Below are 15,641 nucleotides of genomic sequence, written 5' to 3'. Positions count from 1 at the left end.
AAAGTCAGGGGAGTAAATATTCCAGTACCCAAGGTAAGCTAATAAAAGCCAACAGCGTTTGCCCAGTAATTAAAGCAGCCATTAAATCTGCATCACCTTCTAATTGACGTGCCAAGATATAAGCAGAGGTTGCTGTAGGTAAAGCACAGAATAAAATAAAAACACTCGCCATTAGTTGTGGTAGATTCAGCAAGTAAGAGACCATTACGGCAATAAGTGGCATCACCACCAGCTTAAAAAGGCTATTAGAAAAAATTAAATAGCCATGATTCAATAAGACCTTAGGTGATAGGGCGGCACCAACTGCAAGTAAACCTAAAGGTAGGGCGGCTCGTCCTAGCAAATCCAATACTTGATCACTGCCTAAGGGGAGGCCAATGCCACTAATATTTAAAAAAACACCAATAAAGCAAGCAAGAATTAAAGGGTTTTTTGCTAGGTTAATAATAAATTTTTTCCAAGAAAAACCAGCTGTTTGTAAGCTTATTTGAAATACAAGTATGCAAAATAAGTTTAAACTAGGAATCATGATTGCCATTAAAACTGCTGCAATTAATACGCCTTGATCACCAAATAACTGTGCAGAACAAGCTAAACCGATATAGGTATTAAAGCGTATACCACCTTGATATAAAGAGGTAAAGCTCGCTGCTGAAGTGTGCCAAAACGCTTTACATAACCAAAGTGCAGCACTGGTCAATACCAAGGTAAGACCAATCGCACCGGCTAGAGGTAAAAGCGTGAAATCACTAATATCTGCTAATGCTAGTTTGTGAATTAACAGTGCGGGCAATAAGATAAAATAAATAAAAGGCTCAGCAAGTGCCCAAAATTCAGCTCTAGGCAAGGCAAGGCGCTTGAAAAAAGCGCCTAATAACAAAGTTGCGAAAACCGGACCGAGCGCGTTCACAAATCAACCGCTTGAATTTCGAACGAATGGGTAATTTTGACGCCTCCTTGTGCCAGCATCAAGGAAGCGGAGCAGTATTTTTCTGCAGATAAATCAATAGCACGTTTGACTTGAGATTCTTTAAGTGCTTGTCCAGTAACAATAAAGTGAATATGAATTTCTGTAAAAATTGCAGGTATACCCTGAGCACGCTGTGCTTCTACTTTAGCCTCGCAGTTAATGATCTTTTGTCGGGCCTTACGCAAAATGGTGACTACATCATAACTTGTGCATCCCCCCAAACCCATTAGTAGCATCTCCATCGGACGTGGCCCTGTATTACGTCCACCGCTTTCAGCGGCACCATCCATCACCAGTGCGTGACCTGAACCAGATTCGGCAACAAATTGAACATCTTGGGTCCATTTAATATGTGCTTGCATACGTCTGAATGCTCTTTTAGTAAGGAATGTTTTTGATAGAAATAAAGCAAAGGCCTTGCTCAAGTGATGGGGAATATTCTCATAAATATTGGCTAGATTTCCAGTAATGCTTTAGAAACCTGCCTCTCATTGAATGAGATTAGACGATTTTTTTATAATGTGAGCGCATCTTTTGTCATACCTTGTCCATAGGCCCTGCTTATTCTTTTTATTTAAAATGCCATCCCTAGGATGAAGGTGCAGCACTTGACTGACTGAATAAGCTTTCTCCCAACACTAAAAGGGCAGGTGTTAAAAATAAAGTTAATAAAGTGGCAAAAGCTAAACCACCAGCAATCGCACTTGCTAGCTGAGTCCACCATTGGGTTGAAGGTGCACCAAGGTCGATTTGTGCCTCAAGTATATCTAGGTTCATACCCAGCACCATTGGCATTAAACCTAAAATCGTGGTACCTGCAGTTAATAATACTGGACGCAAACGCACGCTACCGGTAATAAGTGCTGCTTGGGGTGGCGGATGTAATTGTCTTAATTCTCGATAAGTATCAATTAAAACAATATTGTTATTCACTACAATACCTGCTAATGCAATAATGCCAACGCCAACCATCACCACACCAAAGGCTTGCCCAGTGATTAACAATCCTAATAAAACGCCTGCTGTAGAAAATACAATGGCAGATAAGACTAAACAGGCTTGATATAAGCTATTAAATTGAGTCACTAAAATCAATAGCATTAAAAATAATGCGACTCCAAAAGCTGTGCTTAAAAAATCAGCCGTTTCTTGCTGCTGTTCATCTTCACCTTTAAAATTAAGTTTAATATCTGCGGGCCAATTGTGTTGACTAAAAGCCTGAGCTAAGGCTTGCACGCGTTCGCTCACTAAATAACCTTGAGCTGCATCTGCTTGCACTTTAATCACTTGACGTCCTTGGGTGCGATGAATATTGCCTACCTTGGGTGCAGGTTCCAAGTGTACAAAATGGCTTAAGGGGACGCGTCCTACAGGGGTATGAACTTGCATTTGCATCAGAGCATCTAGATGACGCTCTGTTGCAGGATAACGCAAACGAATATCTACCTCGTCATCAGCATAATCAGGGCGGAAGTCGCTGAGTTTAATCCCTTGAGTCATCAATTGAATGCTTTGTCCAATTAAGGCAACATCCGCTTGGTAACGCATGGCTTCAGAGCGATCAACTTGTAACCGCCATTCAATTCCAGGTAAGGGACGGTTGTCTTCTACACTGATAAAACCACCGAGTTCTTGCATCAGCTGGCGCACCTTGTGCACACTGGTATATAAGGACGTGGTATTTAAAGCGCTAACCTCGACTTGAATCGGTTTTCCTTGGACTGGGCCTTCTTCTGCTTGCCGAAATTCCAATTCAAACCCCGCCATATCCTGAGTTAAACGCTCAAATTCGGCAAGAATCACTTGTGCGCGCGGACGTTCTTGCCAATCGACAAGTTCAACTTGAATTTCCGCAATCACATCTTCGGCCATTTCCCCGCTGGGTGCTTGAAAGCTGCGTGCATAGAGAGAACGAATATAGGGGACAGGCGCAATGCGCGCTTCTACCTGCGCTAAGAGGGCATCTTTTTGCTGAATTGATAAATCGCCACGCGCATGTAGACGTACCAAAACATTATCTGGATCGACTTCAGGAAAAAACTCCACCCCTTTCCCCCAGACGCCATACGCGACATAAGTCGCTAGCAAAAAGAACAGGGAAACGAAAAAAGTTTTCCAAGGGTGAGCAAGTAAAGAGGTTAAAATAGTGCGGTAAGCTTGATTAAAAGCACCAGCAGGTAACTGCCAAGGATGTGCGTCTGTAGAATGAGTGGCGAGGTGTGCGCCTGATGGCGTAGTGACTTGAGTAGAAGTTGGGGATTGACTGAGTACACCACCTAGTACGGGGATAAAAATTAGTGCCATAAATAAGGAAGCACTTAAGCAAATGAGCACGCTTAAAGGAAGGTAGCTCATAAACTCACCAACAACACCTGGCCAAAATAACAGTGGCATAAAGACCACAAGGGTGGTAGCGGTCGCAGTAATCACAGGCCACGCCATGCGTGAGGCTGCATAAGTAAAGGCTTGTCGTGCATGGGTACCAGTTTGCATTTTGCGGTCTGCTAATTCAATGACTACAATTGCCCCATCAACCAGCATCCCTACGACAAGAATCAAGCTAAATAAAACCACAATATTGAGCGTAATTCCCATCCAATATAAAATAAAGATGCCAGTTAAAAATGAACTAGGAATCGCTAGACCAACTAACCAAGAGGATTTAAATCCCATAGTGGCTAAAACAACTAGCATCACTAAAATAACCCCACTTAATACATTATTAAAGAGGTCTTTGAGCATAGTGTGAATGATTTTGGACTGATCAAGTAAATAAGCAACTTGAACTTGACCGGCAGGCCATAAACTTTGGTGAGCTTGTACAAGTGTACGCACCTCTTCCAAGGTTGCAATAATATTAGCACCTACCTTCTTTTTAACACTAAGGACTAACGCAGGTTGTTGATTGACTCGTGCGAAACTTTGCGGATCTTTAAAAGTATTACTTAATTGTGCGATATCGCGAAAATGCAGTACTTGCCCTTGATAAGAGGCAAGCGGCATATTTAACATATCCTCTAAATCTTCGACTACCCCAGGCACTTTAATCACTTGGCGGCCATCAAGGGCTTCAATCGCACCGGCAGCAACGAGCTGGTTATTACTGCTAATGTGCTGTAGAATTTTTGCAAAATCAAGTTGATAAGTTTCTAGTTTTTGCGGATCAATCAGAATCTCCATTAAATGTTCGCGTTCACCACCAATCTCAACTTCTAAGACACCTGATAAACCTTCTAAATCATTTTTGAGCTGACGGGCTAATTGTAATATTTGTGTTTCAGCTAAATCACTACTTAAGGCAATATTAATTACGGGAAATAAGGCGACATTGATTTCATGAATACTCGGCTCTTCTGTGGCTGCAGGAAGCTTGGTTTTTGCGGTATCGACTTTTTCGCGTACATCTTGCAAGGCTTGTTGACTATCAAAACCTGCATTAAATTCTAACGTAATTGAGGCATGTCCCTCACTGCCTAAAGAGCGCATCTCTTTAACGCCTTCAATACTTTGCAGCTCTTTTTCCATTGGGCGTAATAATAAACGTACTGCATCTTCTGGGGAAATACCCTCATAAGGAATCGAAATATAAATTAATGGGATAGCGACATCTGGATTGGCTTCCTTAGGAATTTTCTGAACAGCAATAAAACCGCCGATTAATAAAAATAGAAGAATTAATAGCGTTGTGCGGCTGTAATGCATGGCCGCAGCAATCAAGGTCGACATACTCAGTTCCTATGGTAGCTCAGGCGTGAAGGCAGGCAGGTTAGCAATTTGAGGTATGACTTGGGTGCCTAAGGAAGCGAGGTGTTGCCCAAGAACCACTAATTGTAACGACTGGGCTTGGGTTAACTCAGGCAAGCTAACCCAGACTCCTTGGCTTTGTGTACGGACTAATTGTGCTTGGAGACGCTCTAGTCTTTGCTGATCATCGACATAATGCACATATAAGTGCCCTTCGTGTAGGCTAAGTGCATTTCTCGGCACCCAATAGGCTGTTTGCGCAGGTAGTAATAAATCCAGACTAGCGGTGGAACCGACTAAACGTGCTGAAGTTTGTGGATGTGGTAGGTGGACTTCGATGGCATACGCATGGGTACTTGGATGGGCTTCGCTGGCAATCCAATCCACTTGGGCATCAAAAACTTGTGTTGGCAAGGCGTTAAAATGGACGCGTGCTGGGGTACCTAGCTCAATACCCGCTTGTTGTGTTTGCGGTAAATAAGCGGTGAGTTTCACTTGGCTAAGATCCAGATAATCAGCGATGACTTGGCCAACATCGACAAAGTCTCCAATTTCTACATGCAGCTGATCAAGATAACCATCAAAAGGCGCACTGAGAGTGAGCTTTTGAATCTGCTGCTCTATACGGGCTACCTGTGCTTGTGCGGCTTGGACTTGTGCTTGATGCGCACTGATTTGATTGTGGGCTTGATAGGCTTGCTTGGCTAAGGATTGGGTCGCCTGTAGATCGAGGCGCGCACTGACAAGTTGGGCGCGTGCTTGCTCAAGTTGCCAAGGTAAGTCCTGTGCCTCTAAGTGCAAAATAGCTTCCCCTGAGGCGAGGTCTTGTCCTTTTTTTGCCCAAATCTCAGTGACAGGTGCGCTCCATTGGGCTTTCAGTTGGACATGACGCCAAGCTTCTACTTGGGCTTGCAAAGTCAGTTGAGGATGAATGGCTTGTGGTTGTGCTTGGATAATTTGCACTTGCGGTTGGGAGGAGGTTGGTTTCGCTTGAGTTAGTGCCGCTGCAAAAGGACGCCGTACTTCACCTTGTGCCATCCATAAACCAATTAAAATCAATAAAATAAAAGCTGTAAGCTGATGAGGTGCCATGCGCATAAGACGTATCCTTACTAATGAACTTAAAAGACGCACCAAGATGGATTCTATGCAAAAGCAGCGAGGGTTTGGTTCTGATGATGGGGGAATATGGGTTGATCTCTAGACCAAAGTCGTACATCGTCAGTAAAGACAGCCTGTACACCAGCTTGTAGCAAACTTTGGATAGCTGTTGGATGGTTACAAGTATAAGTGGCCAAGGACCAGCCTAGAGCACGTGTTTTATGGGCCACATCAGGTGTTAACTGGCACCAATCTGTATGAATGGCAGCAAAATGACAGGGATAAGCAGCAATTTTTTGTAATTCGTCGGCATGTAAATTTTCTATTAAAGCGGCACGTGGGTAGTGTGGCCACAGCGCTTGGCAAAGCTCAAGTAAAGACCAATCAAAACTAGAAAAAACCAGAGGTAAGTGCGCATATTGATGCAATAAGGGAGCCAACGCTTGTTGCCACCGAATTGCTGGATGTTGAATAGCGGCTTTGAGTTCTAAATTAAGTGCAAGCTGGGCTTGTTGTGCATAAGCCAATAAGGTCTCTAAGCTTAGCAAAGATTGGGCTTGGCCATTGAACCAAGTGCCATAATCGAAAGCTTGTAATTGTGCATAAGTGAATTCGTGGACGCCTTGTGGACGCTGACAAATACGCGTCAAGGTCTCATCATGAAAGATCACAGGGACGCCATCCGCACTCAGTTGTACATCCACTTCCACTAAGTGTGCGCCGGCGGCTGCAGCTTCTTGCACACTCAAGAGAGTATTTTCTGGCGCTTGTGCGCTTAATCCACGGTGTGCAATAACAGCGGTAGCATGCAGAGGCCAAAACAGCTGGACGCAGCTTTGGTAAAACTCGGAGGTAGGCGGCAGGCGCATGAAGTGCCTCATTTGATAAAAGTGAAAAAACGGCTTTTATACTAGCGCCTTTTATTAAAGAGACAAGGGTGATTTGCGTAACAAACTTGATACAAAAACGGGAGCTTGCGCTCCCGTGATTGATTTTCTAGTGACCTATTACATATTCGGGTAGTTTGGACCGCCAGCCCCTTCTGGGGTCACCCAAGTGATATTTTGGGCAGGATCTTTAATATCACAAGTTTTACAGTGAACACAGTTAGAAAAGTTAATTTGGAAGCGTGCTTGACCGTCTTCATCTGTGACGACTTCATAAACGCCTGCAGGACAATAACGTTGTGCCGGTTCGTTATAGGTAGGCAAGTTATCACGTAGTGGCAGCTCAGGATCGGTTAAGCGCAAGTGGCAAGGTTGATCCTCTTCATGGCTGACATTGGCAAGGAAGACAGAAGACAGTTTATCAAAGCTTAATTTGCCATCAGGTTTAGGGTAATCAATCGGTTGGCAAACATCTGCAGGTTTTAACTTGGCATGGTCTGGAGTGCGATCATGTAAGGTAAAAGGTAAATGGCCGGCGAAAATATTTTGATCCAAGAAATTGAAAGCACCACCAAGGAAGGTACCAAATTTGTGCATTGCAGGACCGAAGTTACGTGATCTTTGCAATTCTTCATAGGCCCAAGAAGCTTGCCAACGTTGGGTGAAGTCGCTAAGAATTTGTGCGCCCTGATCCCCTTGGCTGATGGCATCAAAGACGGTTTCTGCCGCTAGCATCGCGGATTTCATGGCTGTGTGTACGCCTTTGATTTTGGCAAAGTTGAGAGTGCCTGCATCGCAACCAATCAATAAACCGCCGGGGAAAGTCATTTTCGGCAGACAGTTTAAGCCCCCTTTGGTAATGGCTCGCGCGCCATAAGAAATACGCTTGCCGCCTTCCAGATATTGCTTGATCACCGGATGGTGCTTCATGCGTTGGAATTCATCAAAAGGCGACAAGTGCGGGTTAGAATAAGATAAATCAACAATTAAGCCGATTTCTACTTGGTTGCTTTCATCATGATAGAGGAAGAAACCACCGTGGGTATCTCCTGTGAGTGGCCAACCCGAGCCATGAACGACCAAGCCTTCTTGATGTTTGCTTGGATCAATCTCCCACAACTCTTTGATACCAATGCCATAATGCTGAGGATCACAGCCTTGGTCCAAGTTGTATTTGTTAATTAATTCTTTCCCTAGGTGGCCACGGCAACCTTCTGCAAACAAGGTGTATTTAGCGCGGAGTTCCATGGAGGGTACGTAGGAATCTTTCTGCTCGCCGTCAGCACCAATGCCCATCGCACCAGTTAAAATACCGACAACACGCCCTTTATCATCATAGAGGACCTCACGTGCGGTAAAACCTGGAAAAATTTCTACACCAAGATCTTCTGCTTGCTGTCCTAACCAACGGCAGAAATTCCCCAAGCTCACAATATAATTGCCTTCGTTGTGCATCGTCTGTGGCACAAGTGCGTTAGGTAATTTTTGTGCATTTTGCTCATCTTTTAGCAAAAAGACTTGGTCTTCTGTCACGCTAACATTTAAAGGCGCACCTAGCTCTTGCCAATTAGGGAATAATTCATTGAGGGCGCGAGGCTCTATCACTGCGCCAGAAAGAATATGTGCGCCAACTTCGGAACCTTTCTCTACTAAGCAGACACTGAATTCTTGGCCTTGCTCATTGGCCTGTTGCATCAAGCGACAGGCTGCAGCTAAACCCGCAGGGCCCGCGCCTACGATGACTACATCAAATTCCATTACATCTCTTTCTTCCACAGTGGGTGCTCCTCATGCTTGGTAAGTAAGACCACAAGTCTTATTATTTTTAAACGGTCGTTTGCTTTTCGTTGCCTTATGCCTCATATTATGCAAATTGGCATAGGTGTCAAATCTTGCTTGAAATTTTCTTGCCTAGACCTTGGGCAGATCACTTGCAGTGACCCAGCTTCACAAGGTAAGGTCATTGGGCCTTGATCATTCAGTCGCGCGTATATTAAAGCAGGCTAGAGACAATGACCAAGGTGTAACAATTGCAGTATATCAGGATACCTAGGGGTAAAGGCAGAGGCTTACCTTATCTCTAGGACCAAACCGAGCAAAGTAAAAAATGTGACTGGTGAGTTTAGTATGAAATTTGACCTAAACTCGCATTGTGGTCATTATTGTGCGGGACGCAGTTTTTCGAGCGCCCGTTAGGGTGTTTGCATACAACAAGGTGTGGCGCAAATACGAGTCCATGTCCACCCACCAACTAGGAAGACGAGGAATCTATGAAGGTTCTTGTTGCTGTTAAGCGAGTCGTTGACTACAACGTCAAAGTGCGTGTTAAAGCAGACCAGTCTGATGTCGATTTAACCAATGTTAAAATGGCGATGAATCCCTTCTGTGAAATCGCCGTAGAAGAAGCAGTACGCTTGAAAGAGAAAGGCGTGGCGACGGAAATCGTCGTTGTCTCTATCGGCCCCAAAAAATCCGAAGAGCAAATGCGTACCGCTATGGCATTGGGTGCAGATCGCGGTATTTTGATCGAAACCGACGAAGCGCTAGACTCTCTCGCAGTTGCCAAGTTGCTCAACAAGGTGGTTGCTGATGAACAACCGGGTTTAGTGCTTTTAGGCAAACAGTCCATTGATACGGACAACAACCAAACTGGGCAAATGCTTTCTGCTTTAGCGGGTATGTCTTTAGGGACTTATGCTTCTGAAGTGGCCATTGAAGGTGAGCAACTCAATCTCGTACGTGAAATCGATGGCGGTTTGCAAAAGCTACAGCTTAAATTGCCTGCCGTGGTGACCGTAGACTTGCGTTTGAATGAACCACGTTACGCGCGTTTGCCAGATATTATGAAGGCGAAGAAGAAGCCTTTAGAAGTGAAAACACCAGCAGATTATGGTGTGGATACAGCTTCTAAAGTGACAACTTTAAAAGTTGAGCCACCTGCAGAGCGTCAAGCAGGCATTAAAGTCGCTAGTGTGGAAGAACTCGTTGATAAACTGAAAAACGAAGCGAAGGTGATCTAATAATGAGCATTTTAGTAGTTGCTGATCATCACAATGCAGATTTAGTTGCCGCAACGGCAAATACTGTAGCGGCTGCGCAGAAAATCGGTGGCGATATTCACGTATTAGTTGCTGGTGAAGCTTGTCAAGCAGCTGCAGAAGCTGCCGCTAAGCTTGAAGGTGTAGCGAAAGTATTGGTAGCGGATCATGCCGCTTACAATCATCAGCTTGCAGAAAATCTAGCGCCTTTGGTTGCTGATTTGGCAAAAGCCTATTCGCATGTACTTGCACCTGCAACGACTAATGGCAAAAACTTGATGCCACGTGTAGCTGCTTTGTTGGATGTTGCGCAAATCTCTGAAATCATCAGTGTAGAAAGTGCCGACACCTTTAAGCGTCCTATCTATGCAGGTAGCGCGATTGCAACCGTACAAAGCAGTGATGCGGTTAAAGTCCTCACTGTACGGGCGACAGGTTTTGATGCCGTTGCCGCAACAGGTAATGCTGCCATTGAAGCGGTTGCTCAAGATGCTCAAGATGCTGGCTTGTCTAGCTTTGTCGGTGAAGAAATTGCTAAATCAGATCGTCCTGAGCTAACTGCTGCGCGTGTGGTGATTTCCGGTGGTCGTGGTTTAGGTTCAGCGGAAAACTTCGCTAAGTTGGATCCTTTGGCTGACAAACTCGGTGCTGCGATTGGTGCCTCGCGTGCGGCAGTTGATGCAGGCTTTGTACCTAATGATATGCAAGTTGGTCAAACTGGTAAGATTGTCGCACCAGAACTTTATATTGCCTTTGGTATCTCAGGTGCGATTCAGCACTTAGCCGGTATGAAAGACTCTAAAGTGATTGTTGCAGTTAACAAAGACGAAGAAGCGCCTATTTTCCAAGTAGCAGACTATGGCTTGGTTGCTGATTTGTTTGAGGTCTTGCCTCAGTTAGAGCAGCAGATTTAAGTCGCTTTTGGTTACAACAGACTTAAGCAAGGCTCTCGCTTAAGTCTGTATTGCGCGGAACCCCCTAGATTGTTGTTATCAAACTAGGGGGTTTTATTTTATGTGTTAAGCGCTGGCTTGCGGTAAGCCCATGATAATCACATAAATCCCTAAAAGAATAAAAACAGCACTGGCAACACGTCGAATCCAATCAAGTGGTAGTTTATCCACTGCTAAATGCCCCATCATCACCACAGGCACATTCGCCGCTAACATACCTAGGGTAGTTCCCATCACGACCATCAATAACGAGGTGTATTGTGCGCCTAAAATAATGGTCGCTATTTGGGTTTTATCGCCAATTTCTGCAATAAAAAACAAGACCAAACTGGCGACAAAAGCATTTGATTTGAACCAAGAAGACTCCTCTTCTTCATCGAGTTTGTCAGGAATCAGCACCCATAGACCCACAGCAATAAAGGCGGCGCCAACCACCCATGGGAGCCAGTCTGCTGTAAGTAGGTTGGCAAAGCTTTGTCCTAACCAAGCAGCGACCGCGTGATTGGCAAGTGTCGCTACCAAAATGCCCCAAATGATGGGCCAAGGTTGACGAAAGCGGGCTATCAGTAAAAAAGAGAGGAGTTGGGTCTTGTCGCCAATTTCGGCGATGGCTACAGAAAAGGTTGAAATGAGCAAAGCTTCCATGAGGGATCCTTGGGGCCAGCACAGACACGCTTTGACACTAACCTTTGCAGCTGACCCCAATTAAAAAGGTACAAAGGCTAATATCAAAGGTCTCGTCAGGCTGCTAAGCTGCTTATACCATGAGCTGAGGCTCAACGATGTTGATATAAGCCTTAATCACTTGGATTAAGCGACTACTCCCCTAAGATGAAGTCGGAAAAATAACAAAAAGGTGATTAAAAATCAAGTTTAAAGCTCAGTAAAGTAGCAAAGATATGAGCATCATGTGCAGGATTAAATAATGCGTATATTATGGTTTTTTCTATTCATCACTAGCCTATTTATGAAAACGAGTATGGCAAGGGCAACAGAGGTTTTTTATTGCCAGTTTGCTAATAAAAAACAAGTCTTGGTCGAAGATCTAGGGACTCATCTTAGATACCGCTTTGGTAAGAATTTACAACAAGCCGAGCTTGAATTACAGACGAATAAAGCCCAGGCTTTTACTTGGCAGTGGAAGGGTGTGGGGCGTCATTATTATTATGATTTAAGTGTTTTTAATGGTAAGACCCGCTATCGAATGTTTTTTTCTGTAGATCGATTAGTCGAAAATGCGCCCGTCGATGCAGGGATTTCTGTAGAGCGGGGGGAACAAGTTTTAGCGCACTTATCGTGCCAGCCGCAGACAGTGCGCCAAGCTTTAGAAGGCATATCTGGGATTGCGGAAGAAGAATAAGGGACAACCAAACCAGCCTCCCTTCCTTGGGAAGCTGCTTTGATTATTGGCTATCGAGATAACGTTGCTCGTCAAAAGTACGCACCCAATGGGGGGTATAAGCTAATAAGCCGCTAATAATCATGCCATTGACGACAGCTTCAGGTGGCAAAACTAAGGGCAAAAATAGCAAATATTCGCCACCCATACGGGTAAAATCATAACTTGAGGTAATCAACCAAAGGCAGGCAAATAAGCTTAAACCAGAGGCTAAGGCAGCAAGGGCGCTCCCAAAAAAGCCATTGGCAAATACGAAGACAAAATAATTATCTGGTAAACGTTGATCCACAAAACGCCAGATAAAATGGCTCACAACCACAGGAATCACGCCAGTAATCAGGCCATTAAGCCCTAAAAAATCCCAAGGTGTTTTACCGCTCCAGGCAGTCCCTAATAAAGCTAAGCCAGTGGCAATCAGTGCTAAAGGCCAGCGAAACATGAGGGTAAAGGTTGTGGCTAAAAGAAAATGAATGCCAATATCAGGAGAAAGCCCAGCACGCATTTGCCAAAGCAACATAGCGAAAACACTGGTTCCTAAAAATAAATGTTGTAATCCAGTATCCTGCACCAACTCGCGCCAATTGATGTGCCAGAGAGCCCATAATAAAATCATGGCATATAACACATTGGCCCATATTAAAGAGCTGGTGAGGGGGAATAGTTGGGAAAAGCTCATAAATAAACCCTCGCAGCGAGCGAATGATGGAGTCTTTTTGCCCAAAGTGGGCGTCTGATTCGCGTGCAAATTTCTAAACAAGTATATCAGTAGGGATGCAAGCAAAGAAATGATTAAGGAAAAGCGGATGTTACCTGTGATCCAAGAGGAAGTAAGCGGCTGTGGGATTGCCTCTGTTGCTAACATTCTAGGTAAAACCTATGCAGAAATGAAACAAATTGCCAATGCGATGGGGATTGATGCGGAAGATCAGGCGCTATGGTCAGATACGCATTATGTTAGGGAAATGCTGGCGAGTGCAGGCGTACAAACTTCAGCCCAAGAAATCCCTTTTGTTGCTTGGGAAACCTTGCCCGACATGGCGCTACTGGCGATTAAACACCATCAAAAAGAAGGGAAAAACTTCTGGCATTGGGTAGTTTTTCAACGTCAAGATGGTAAAGAATTTGTTTTAGACTCAGCAAGTTACTTAACTTCAAACCTACGTACAGACTTTGCAGCAATGCGGCCAAAATGGTTTATCGAAGTCAAAAAATAAGCTGTTTGGTGTTGTCTTGATTGAAGTAAAAGTGCGGGCTTGTCTCCAGATTGGGTTTGAGCTTAGCCGCTAGGATGGCTACAATGAAAACTCAATTCATCAAAAAGTTGGACCTCTTATGCAAATCAGCGCGAATTCAGTAGTCGGCATTCACTACACTTTAACAGATAACGCGGGTACTGTTTTAGACTCTTCTCGTGATCGTGGTGAGCCGCTTTACTATCTTCACGGTCATAACAACATCATTCCAGGTTTAGAAAATGCGCTCTTAGGTAAAGAAGCTGGCGAAGCTTTGCAAGTCACAGTGGAACCTGCACAAGCTTACGGTGAGCGTAACGATGCGCTGGTGCAAGAAGTAGATAAAGCTGCTTTTCAAGGGGTTGATGATATTCAGCCGGGTATGCAGTTCCAAACCCAAGGCCCAGGTGGTGCCATGATTGTGACGGTCACTGATGTCGCTGCAGAAAAAGTGACCATTGATGCTAACCACCCTTTAGCGGGTACGACATTGAATTTTGATGTAGCCATTGAAATGGTACGTGAAAGTACGCAAGAAGAAGTCGCGCATGGCCATCCTCACGAAGGTGAGCTAGCGAATCACTAATAGAATCGTTATGACAGAAAATAAAACCCGCCATTGCTGGCGGGTTTTGTCGTTATAGATGAGGCAAACAGTGGATACTTATGTATGAGTAAAAAAATCAAAGTCTTATTTGTTTGTTTAGGGAATATTTGTCGTTCGCCTACTGCAGATGGCATTTTTCGTCAATTGGTGGCAAATGCAGGTTTGCAAGAGGTGATTCAAGTGGATTCTGCAGGTACCGGAGATTGGCATATAGGCAAAGCGCCTGATGCTAGAACACAAGCCGCTGCAAAAAAGGCAGGCTATGATTTGTCGCACCTCAGGGCGCGCCAAGTAAAACCGCAAGATTTGCAGACCTTTGATTATGTTTTAGCAATGGACGAAGCCAATCTAGCGCATCTGCGTGCTTGGCAACAAGCGCAAACATATGCCCATGTGGATCTTTTTCTCAGCTTAGTCCCAGAAACTGGCTATCAAGCTGTGCCTGATCCTTATTATGGTGGTCCGCAAGGCTTTGATCAGGTTGTTCGTTTAGTGGAAATTGGTAGCCAAGCTTGGTTGACGTACCTGATTAAGCAACATAAATTGCCAGTGAAAACCCCCTAAGGACCATGCCTTTATGCCTGATGTGATTGCCTCGACTGTACCCTTGGTCTCTATACTTGCACCAGCAAAGCTGAACCTCATGCTACATATTGTAGGACGTCGTGATGATGGTTATCACGAGTTGCAAACTTTGTTTCAATTACTAGATTATGCAGATCAATTAGATTTTTATCCCGCGCCTATAACACAAACCCAGCTGCTTGATATCCATATGTCTGGGCCATTGGCGAGAACGCAAGATTTAATGAACTTGCCCCTGCAAAACAATATTGTCTATCGTGCGGCACAAGCGCTTTATCAGGCTGGGTTGGTGCGGGGAATAGCGCCTGACTCCATGCAAAAACTTGTGGTGCATTTGCACAAAAAAATCCCCAGTGGTGGTGGTTTAGGTGGTGGCAGTGCTAATGCTGCGGCAACCTTAATAGCACTTAACCAGTTGTGGGGTTTACAATTTTCTACAACAGAGTTGGCAAGTATTGGCTTGAGTCTAGGTGCAGATGTGCCTGTATTTGTGCATGGGCGCAATGCTTGGGCGCAAGGTATCGGTGAGGATCTTACTTTTGTCAATTTGGCAACGCAGTCTTTTCTTGTGTTACATCCTGGTTGCCAAGTCGCTACAGGGCGTGTATTTCAACACCCTAACTTGACGCGCTCTAGCCCAAAGATTACAATGCGCACCGCACTTGAACAAGGCGGCGAGAATGCTTGCCAAGCATTAGTATGTCACTTGTATCCTAAAGTCAAACTAGCCTTAGATCTATTGACTCAAATAAGCCTAGCAAATCAAGGCTGCCCCGCTCGGTTAACGGGTACGGGTGCTTGTGTTTTTGCTGCTTTTGCACATCAAACACAGGCACAGGCAGGATTGTCTTTGTTAGCAAAGACCCTCGCAAATTCAGGGTTAGATGAGCAAGCGTGTACTTACTTTGTTGCTCAAGGCAAGGCATAAAAACCGATAACTCTTCAGGCTTTGTATTAAGTGCTATAGATGAAAGCTTGTTCATTGATGGGGTATCGCCAAGTGGTAAGGCATCGGTTTTTGGTACCGACATTCCCAGGTTCGAATCCTGGTACCCCAGCCAACAAGCGCCTTCAACAATGCCGAAAGCCGAATTCTGTTCCCTCCCAATCAATATTAAAGGTGGC

The 15,641-nt window shown here is 44.6% G+C and carries 15 protein-coding genes, 1 tRNA gene and 1 riboswitch; of the genes, 8 read left to right on the top strand and 8 right to left on the bottom strand.

Annotated elements, in window-relative coordinates:
- Window positions 1-4 precede the first annotated feature (4 nt).
- The 6 genes from BMX05_RS01190 to BMX05_RS01165 all read right to left on the bottom strand — a co-directional run bounded on the left by BMX05_RS01190 (window position 5) and on the right by BMX05_RS01165 (window position 8,460).
- Complete coding sequence (locus BMX05_RS01190) at window positions 5-910, bottom strand: AEC family transporter (protein ID WP_093308124.1); 906 nt, start codon at window positions 908-910, stop codon at window positions 5-7.
- A complete protein-coding gene (locus BMX05_RS01185; RefSeq protein WP_093308123.1) occupies window positions 907-1,332 on the bottom strand; it encodes an OsmC family protein in 426 nt (141 codons plus the stop codon). Before BMX05_RS01185 ends, BMX05_RS01190 begins: the two co-directional genes overlap by 4 nt.
- Window positions 1,333-1,558: 226 nt before the next feature.
- Window positions 1,559-4,696: an efflux RND transporter permease subunit gene (locus BMX05_RS01180; protein ID WP_093308122.1), complete on the bottom strand. Its 3,138-nt coding sequence runs from the start codon at window positions 4,694-4,696 to the stop codon at window positions 1,559-1,561.
- 9 nt (window positions 4,697-4,705) lie between these two features.
- Window positions 4,706-5,812: an efflux RND transporter periplasmic adaptor subunit gene (locus BMX05_RS01175; RefSeq protein WP_093308121.1), complete on the bottom strand. Its 1,107-nt coding sequence runs from the start codon at window positions 5,810-5,812 to the stop codon at window positions 4,706-4,708.
- 47 nt (window positions 5,813-5,859) lie between these two features.
- Complete coding sequence (locus tag BMX05_RS01170; protein WP_177166735.1) at window positions 5,860-6,684, bottom strand: glycerophosphodiester phosphodiesterase family protein; 825 nt, start codon at window positions 6,682-6,684, stop codon at window positions 5,860-5,862.
- A 138-nt stretch (window positions 6,685-6,822) separates the two neighbouring features.
- Entirely contained in the window at window positions 6,823-8,460 is a 1,638-nt protein-coding gene (locus tag BMX05_RS01165) for an electron transfer flavoprotein-ubiquinone oxidoreductase (protein ID WP_093308348.1), read from the bottom strand.
- 512 nt (window positions 8,461-8,972) lie between these two features.
- Between BMX05_RS01165 and BMX05_RS01160 the strand changes: the two genes are divergently transcribed.
- Window positions 8,973-9,722, top strand: a complete 750-nt coding sequence (locus BMX05_RS01160; RefSeq protein WP_093308119.1) for an electron transfer flavoprotein subunit beta/FixA family protein — start codon at window positions 8,973-8,975, stop codon at window positions 9,720-9,722.
- Window positions 9,723-9,724: 2 nt separating this feature from the next.
- The gene (locus BMX05_RS01155; protein ID WP_093308118.1) at window positions 9,725-10,654 is read left to right on the top strand and encodes an electron transfer flavoprotein subunit alpha/FixB family protein; all 930 of its coding nucleotides are present in this window, start codon (window positions 9,725-9,727) and stop codon (window positions 10,652-10,654) included.
- Window positions 10,655-10,759: 105 nt separating this feature from the next.
- Here BMX05_RS01155 and BMX05_RS01150 read toward each other — a convergent pair whose 3' ends face one another.
- Window positions 10,760-11,338, bottom strand: a complete 579-nt coding sequence (locus BMX05_RS01150; protein WP_093308117.1) for a TMEM165/GDT1 family protein — start codon at window positions 11,336-11,338, stop codon at window positions 10,760-10,762.
- 39 nt (window positions 11,339-11,377) lie between these two features.
- Window positions 11,378-11,534, bottom strand: a riboswitch (yybP-ykoY riboswitch).
- A 138-nt stretch (window positions 11,535-11,672) separates the two neighbouring features.
- Between BMX05_RS01150 and BMX05_RS01145 the strand changes: the two genes are divergently transcribed.
- Entirely contained in the window at window positions 11,673-12,053 is a 381-nt protein-coding gene (locus tag BMX05_RS01145) for a hypothetical protein (RefSeq protein ID WP_143051922.1), read from the top strand.
- Window positions 12,054-12,096: 43 nt separating this feature from the next.
- On the opposite strand, the gene BMX05_RS01140 is transcribed toward BMX05_RS01145, so the two are convergent.
- Window positions 12,097-12,768, bottom strand: a complete 672-nt coding sequence (locus BMX05_RS01140; RefSeq protein ID WP_093308112.1) for an energy-coupling factor ABC transporter permease — start codon at window positions 12,766-12,768, stop codon at window positions 12,097-12,099.
- A gap of 127 nt (window positions 12,769-12,895) precedes the next feature.
- Between BMX05_RS01140 and BMX05_RS01135 the strand changes: the two genes are divergently transcribed.
- From BMX05_RS01135 to BMX05_RS01115, 5 genes are all read left to right on the top strand, one after another.
- Window positions 12,896-13,306 (top strand): hypothetical protein, encoded by a 411-nt coding sequence (locus BMX05_RS01135; RefSeq protein WP_093308109.1) that lies wholly within the window; start codon window positions 12,896-12,898, stop codon window positions 13,304-13,306.
- Between the two features lie 118 nt (window positions 13,307-13,424).
- Entirely contained in the window at window positions 13,425-13,910 is a 486-nt protein-coding gene (locus tag BMX05_RS01130; protein ID WP_093308106.1) for an FKBP-type peptidyl-prolyl cis-trans isomerase, read from the top strand.
- A gap of 84 nt (window positions 13,911-13,994) precedes the next feature.
- Window positions 13,995-14,495 (top strand): low molecular weight protein-tyrosine-phosphatase, encoded by a 501-nt coding sequence (locus tag BMX05_RS01125; RefSeq protein ID WP_218138956.1) that lies wholly within the window; start codon window positions 13,995-13,997, stop codon window positions 14,493-14,495.
- A gap of 13 nt (window positions 14,496-14,508) precedes the next feature.
- Complete coding sequence (ispE, locus tag BMX05_RS01120) at window positions 14,509-15,444, top strand: 4-(cytidine 5'-diphospho)-2-C-methyl-D-erythritol kinase (protein ID WP_093308104.1); 936 nt, start codon at window positions 14,509-14,511, stop codon at window positions 15,442-15,444.
- Window positions 15,445-15,502: 58 nt separating this feature from the next.
- Window positions 15,503-15,577 (top strand) — tRNA-Gln (locus tag BMX05_RS01115).
- The last annotated feature ends 64 nt before the right edge of the window (window positions 15,578-15,641 follow it).

The organism is Allopseudospirillum japonicum (genome assembly GCF_900108915.1).
In the GTDB taxonomy this organism is placed as follows: domain Bacteria; phylum Pseudomonadota; class Gammaproteobacteria; order Pseudomonadales; family Halomonadaceae; genus Pseudospirillum; species Pseudospirillum japonicum.
The sequence above is the reverse complement of the archived record's forward strand: the minus strand, read 5'-3'. Positions and strand labels throughout refer to the sequence as shown.

Coding starts and splice junctions, on each gene's coding strand:
- BMX05_RS01185 (WP_093308123.1), bottom strand. CDS start 1,332: ATGCAAGCACATATTAAATGGACCCAAGATGTTCAATTTGTTGCCGAA.
- BMX05_RS01180 (WP_093308122.1), bottom strand. CDS start 4,696: ATGTCGACCTTGATTGCTGCGGCCATGCATTACAGCCGCACAACGCTA.
- BMX05_RS01175 (WP_093308121.1), bottom strand. CDS start 5,812: ATGCGCATGGCACCTCATCAGCTTACAGCTTTTATTTTATTGATTTTA.
- BMX05_RS01170 (WP_177166735.1), bottom strand. CDS start 6,684: ATGCGCCTGCCGCCTACCTCCGAGTTTTACCAAAGCTGCGTCCAGCTG.
- BMX05_RS01165 (WP_093308348.1), bottom strand. CDS start 8,460: ATGGAATTTGATGTAGTCATCGTAGGCGCGGGCCCTGCGGGTTTAGCT.
- BMX05_RS01160 (WP_093308119.1), top strand. CDS start 8,973: ATGAAGGTTCTTGTTGCTGTTAAGCGAGTCGTTGACTACAACGTCAAA.
- BMX05_RS01155 (WP_093308118.1), top strand. CDS start 9,725: ATGAGCATTTTAGTAGTTGCTGATCATCACAATGCAGATTTAGTTGCC.
- BMX05_RS01150 (WP_093308117.1), bottom strand. CDS start 11,338: ATGGAAGCTTTGCTCATTTCAACCTTTTCTGTAGCCATCGCCGAAATT.
- BMX05_RS01145 (WP_143051922.1), top strand. CDS start 11,673: ATGGCAAGGGCAACAGAGGTTTTTTATTGCCAGTTTGCTAATAAAAAA.
- BMX05_RS01140 (WP_093308112.1), bottom strand. CDS start 12,768: ATGAGCTTTTCCCAACTATTCCCCCTCACCAGCTCTTTAATATGGGCC.
- BMX05_RS01135 (WP_093308109.1), top strand. CDS start 12,896: ATGTTACCTGTGATCCAAGAGGAAGTAAGCGGCTGTGGGATTGCCTCT.
- BMX05_RS01130 (WP_093308106.1), top strand. CDS start 13,425: ATGCAAATCAGCGCGAATTCAGTAGTCGGCATTCACTACACTTTAACA.
- BMX05_RS01125 (WP_218138956.1), top strand. CDS start 13,995: ATGAGTAAAAAAATCAAAGTCTTATTTGTTTGTTTAGGGAATATTTGT.
- ispE (WP_093308104.1), top strand. CDS start 14,509: ATGCCTGATGTGATTGCCTCGACTGTACCCTTGGTCTCTATACTTGCA.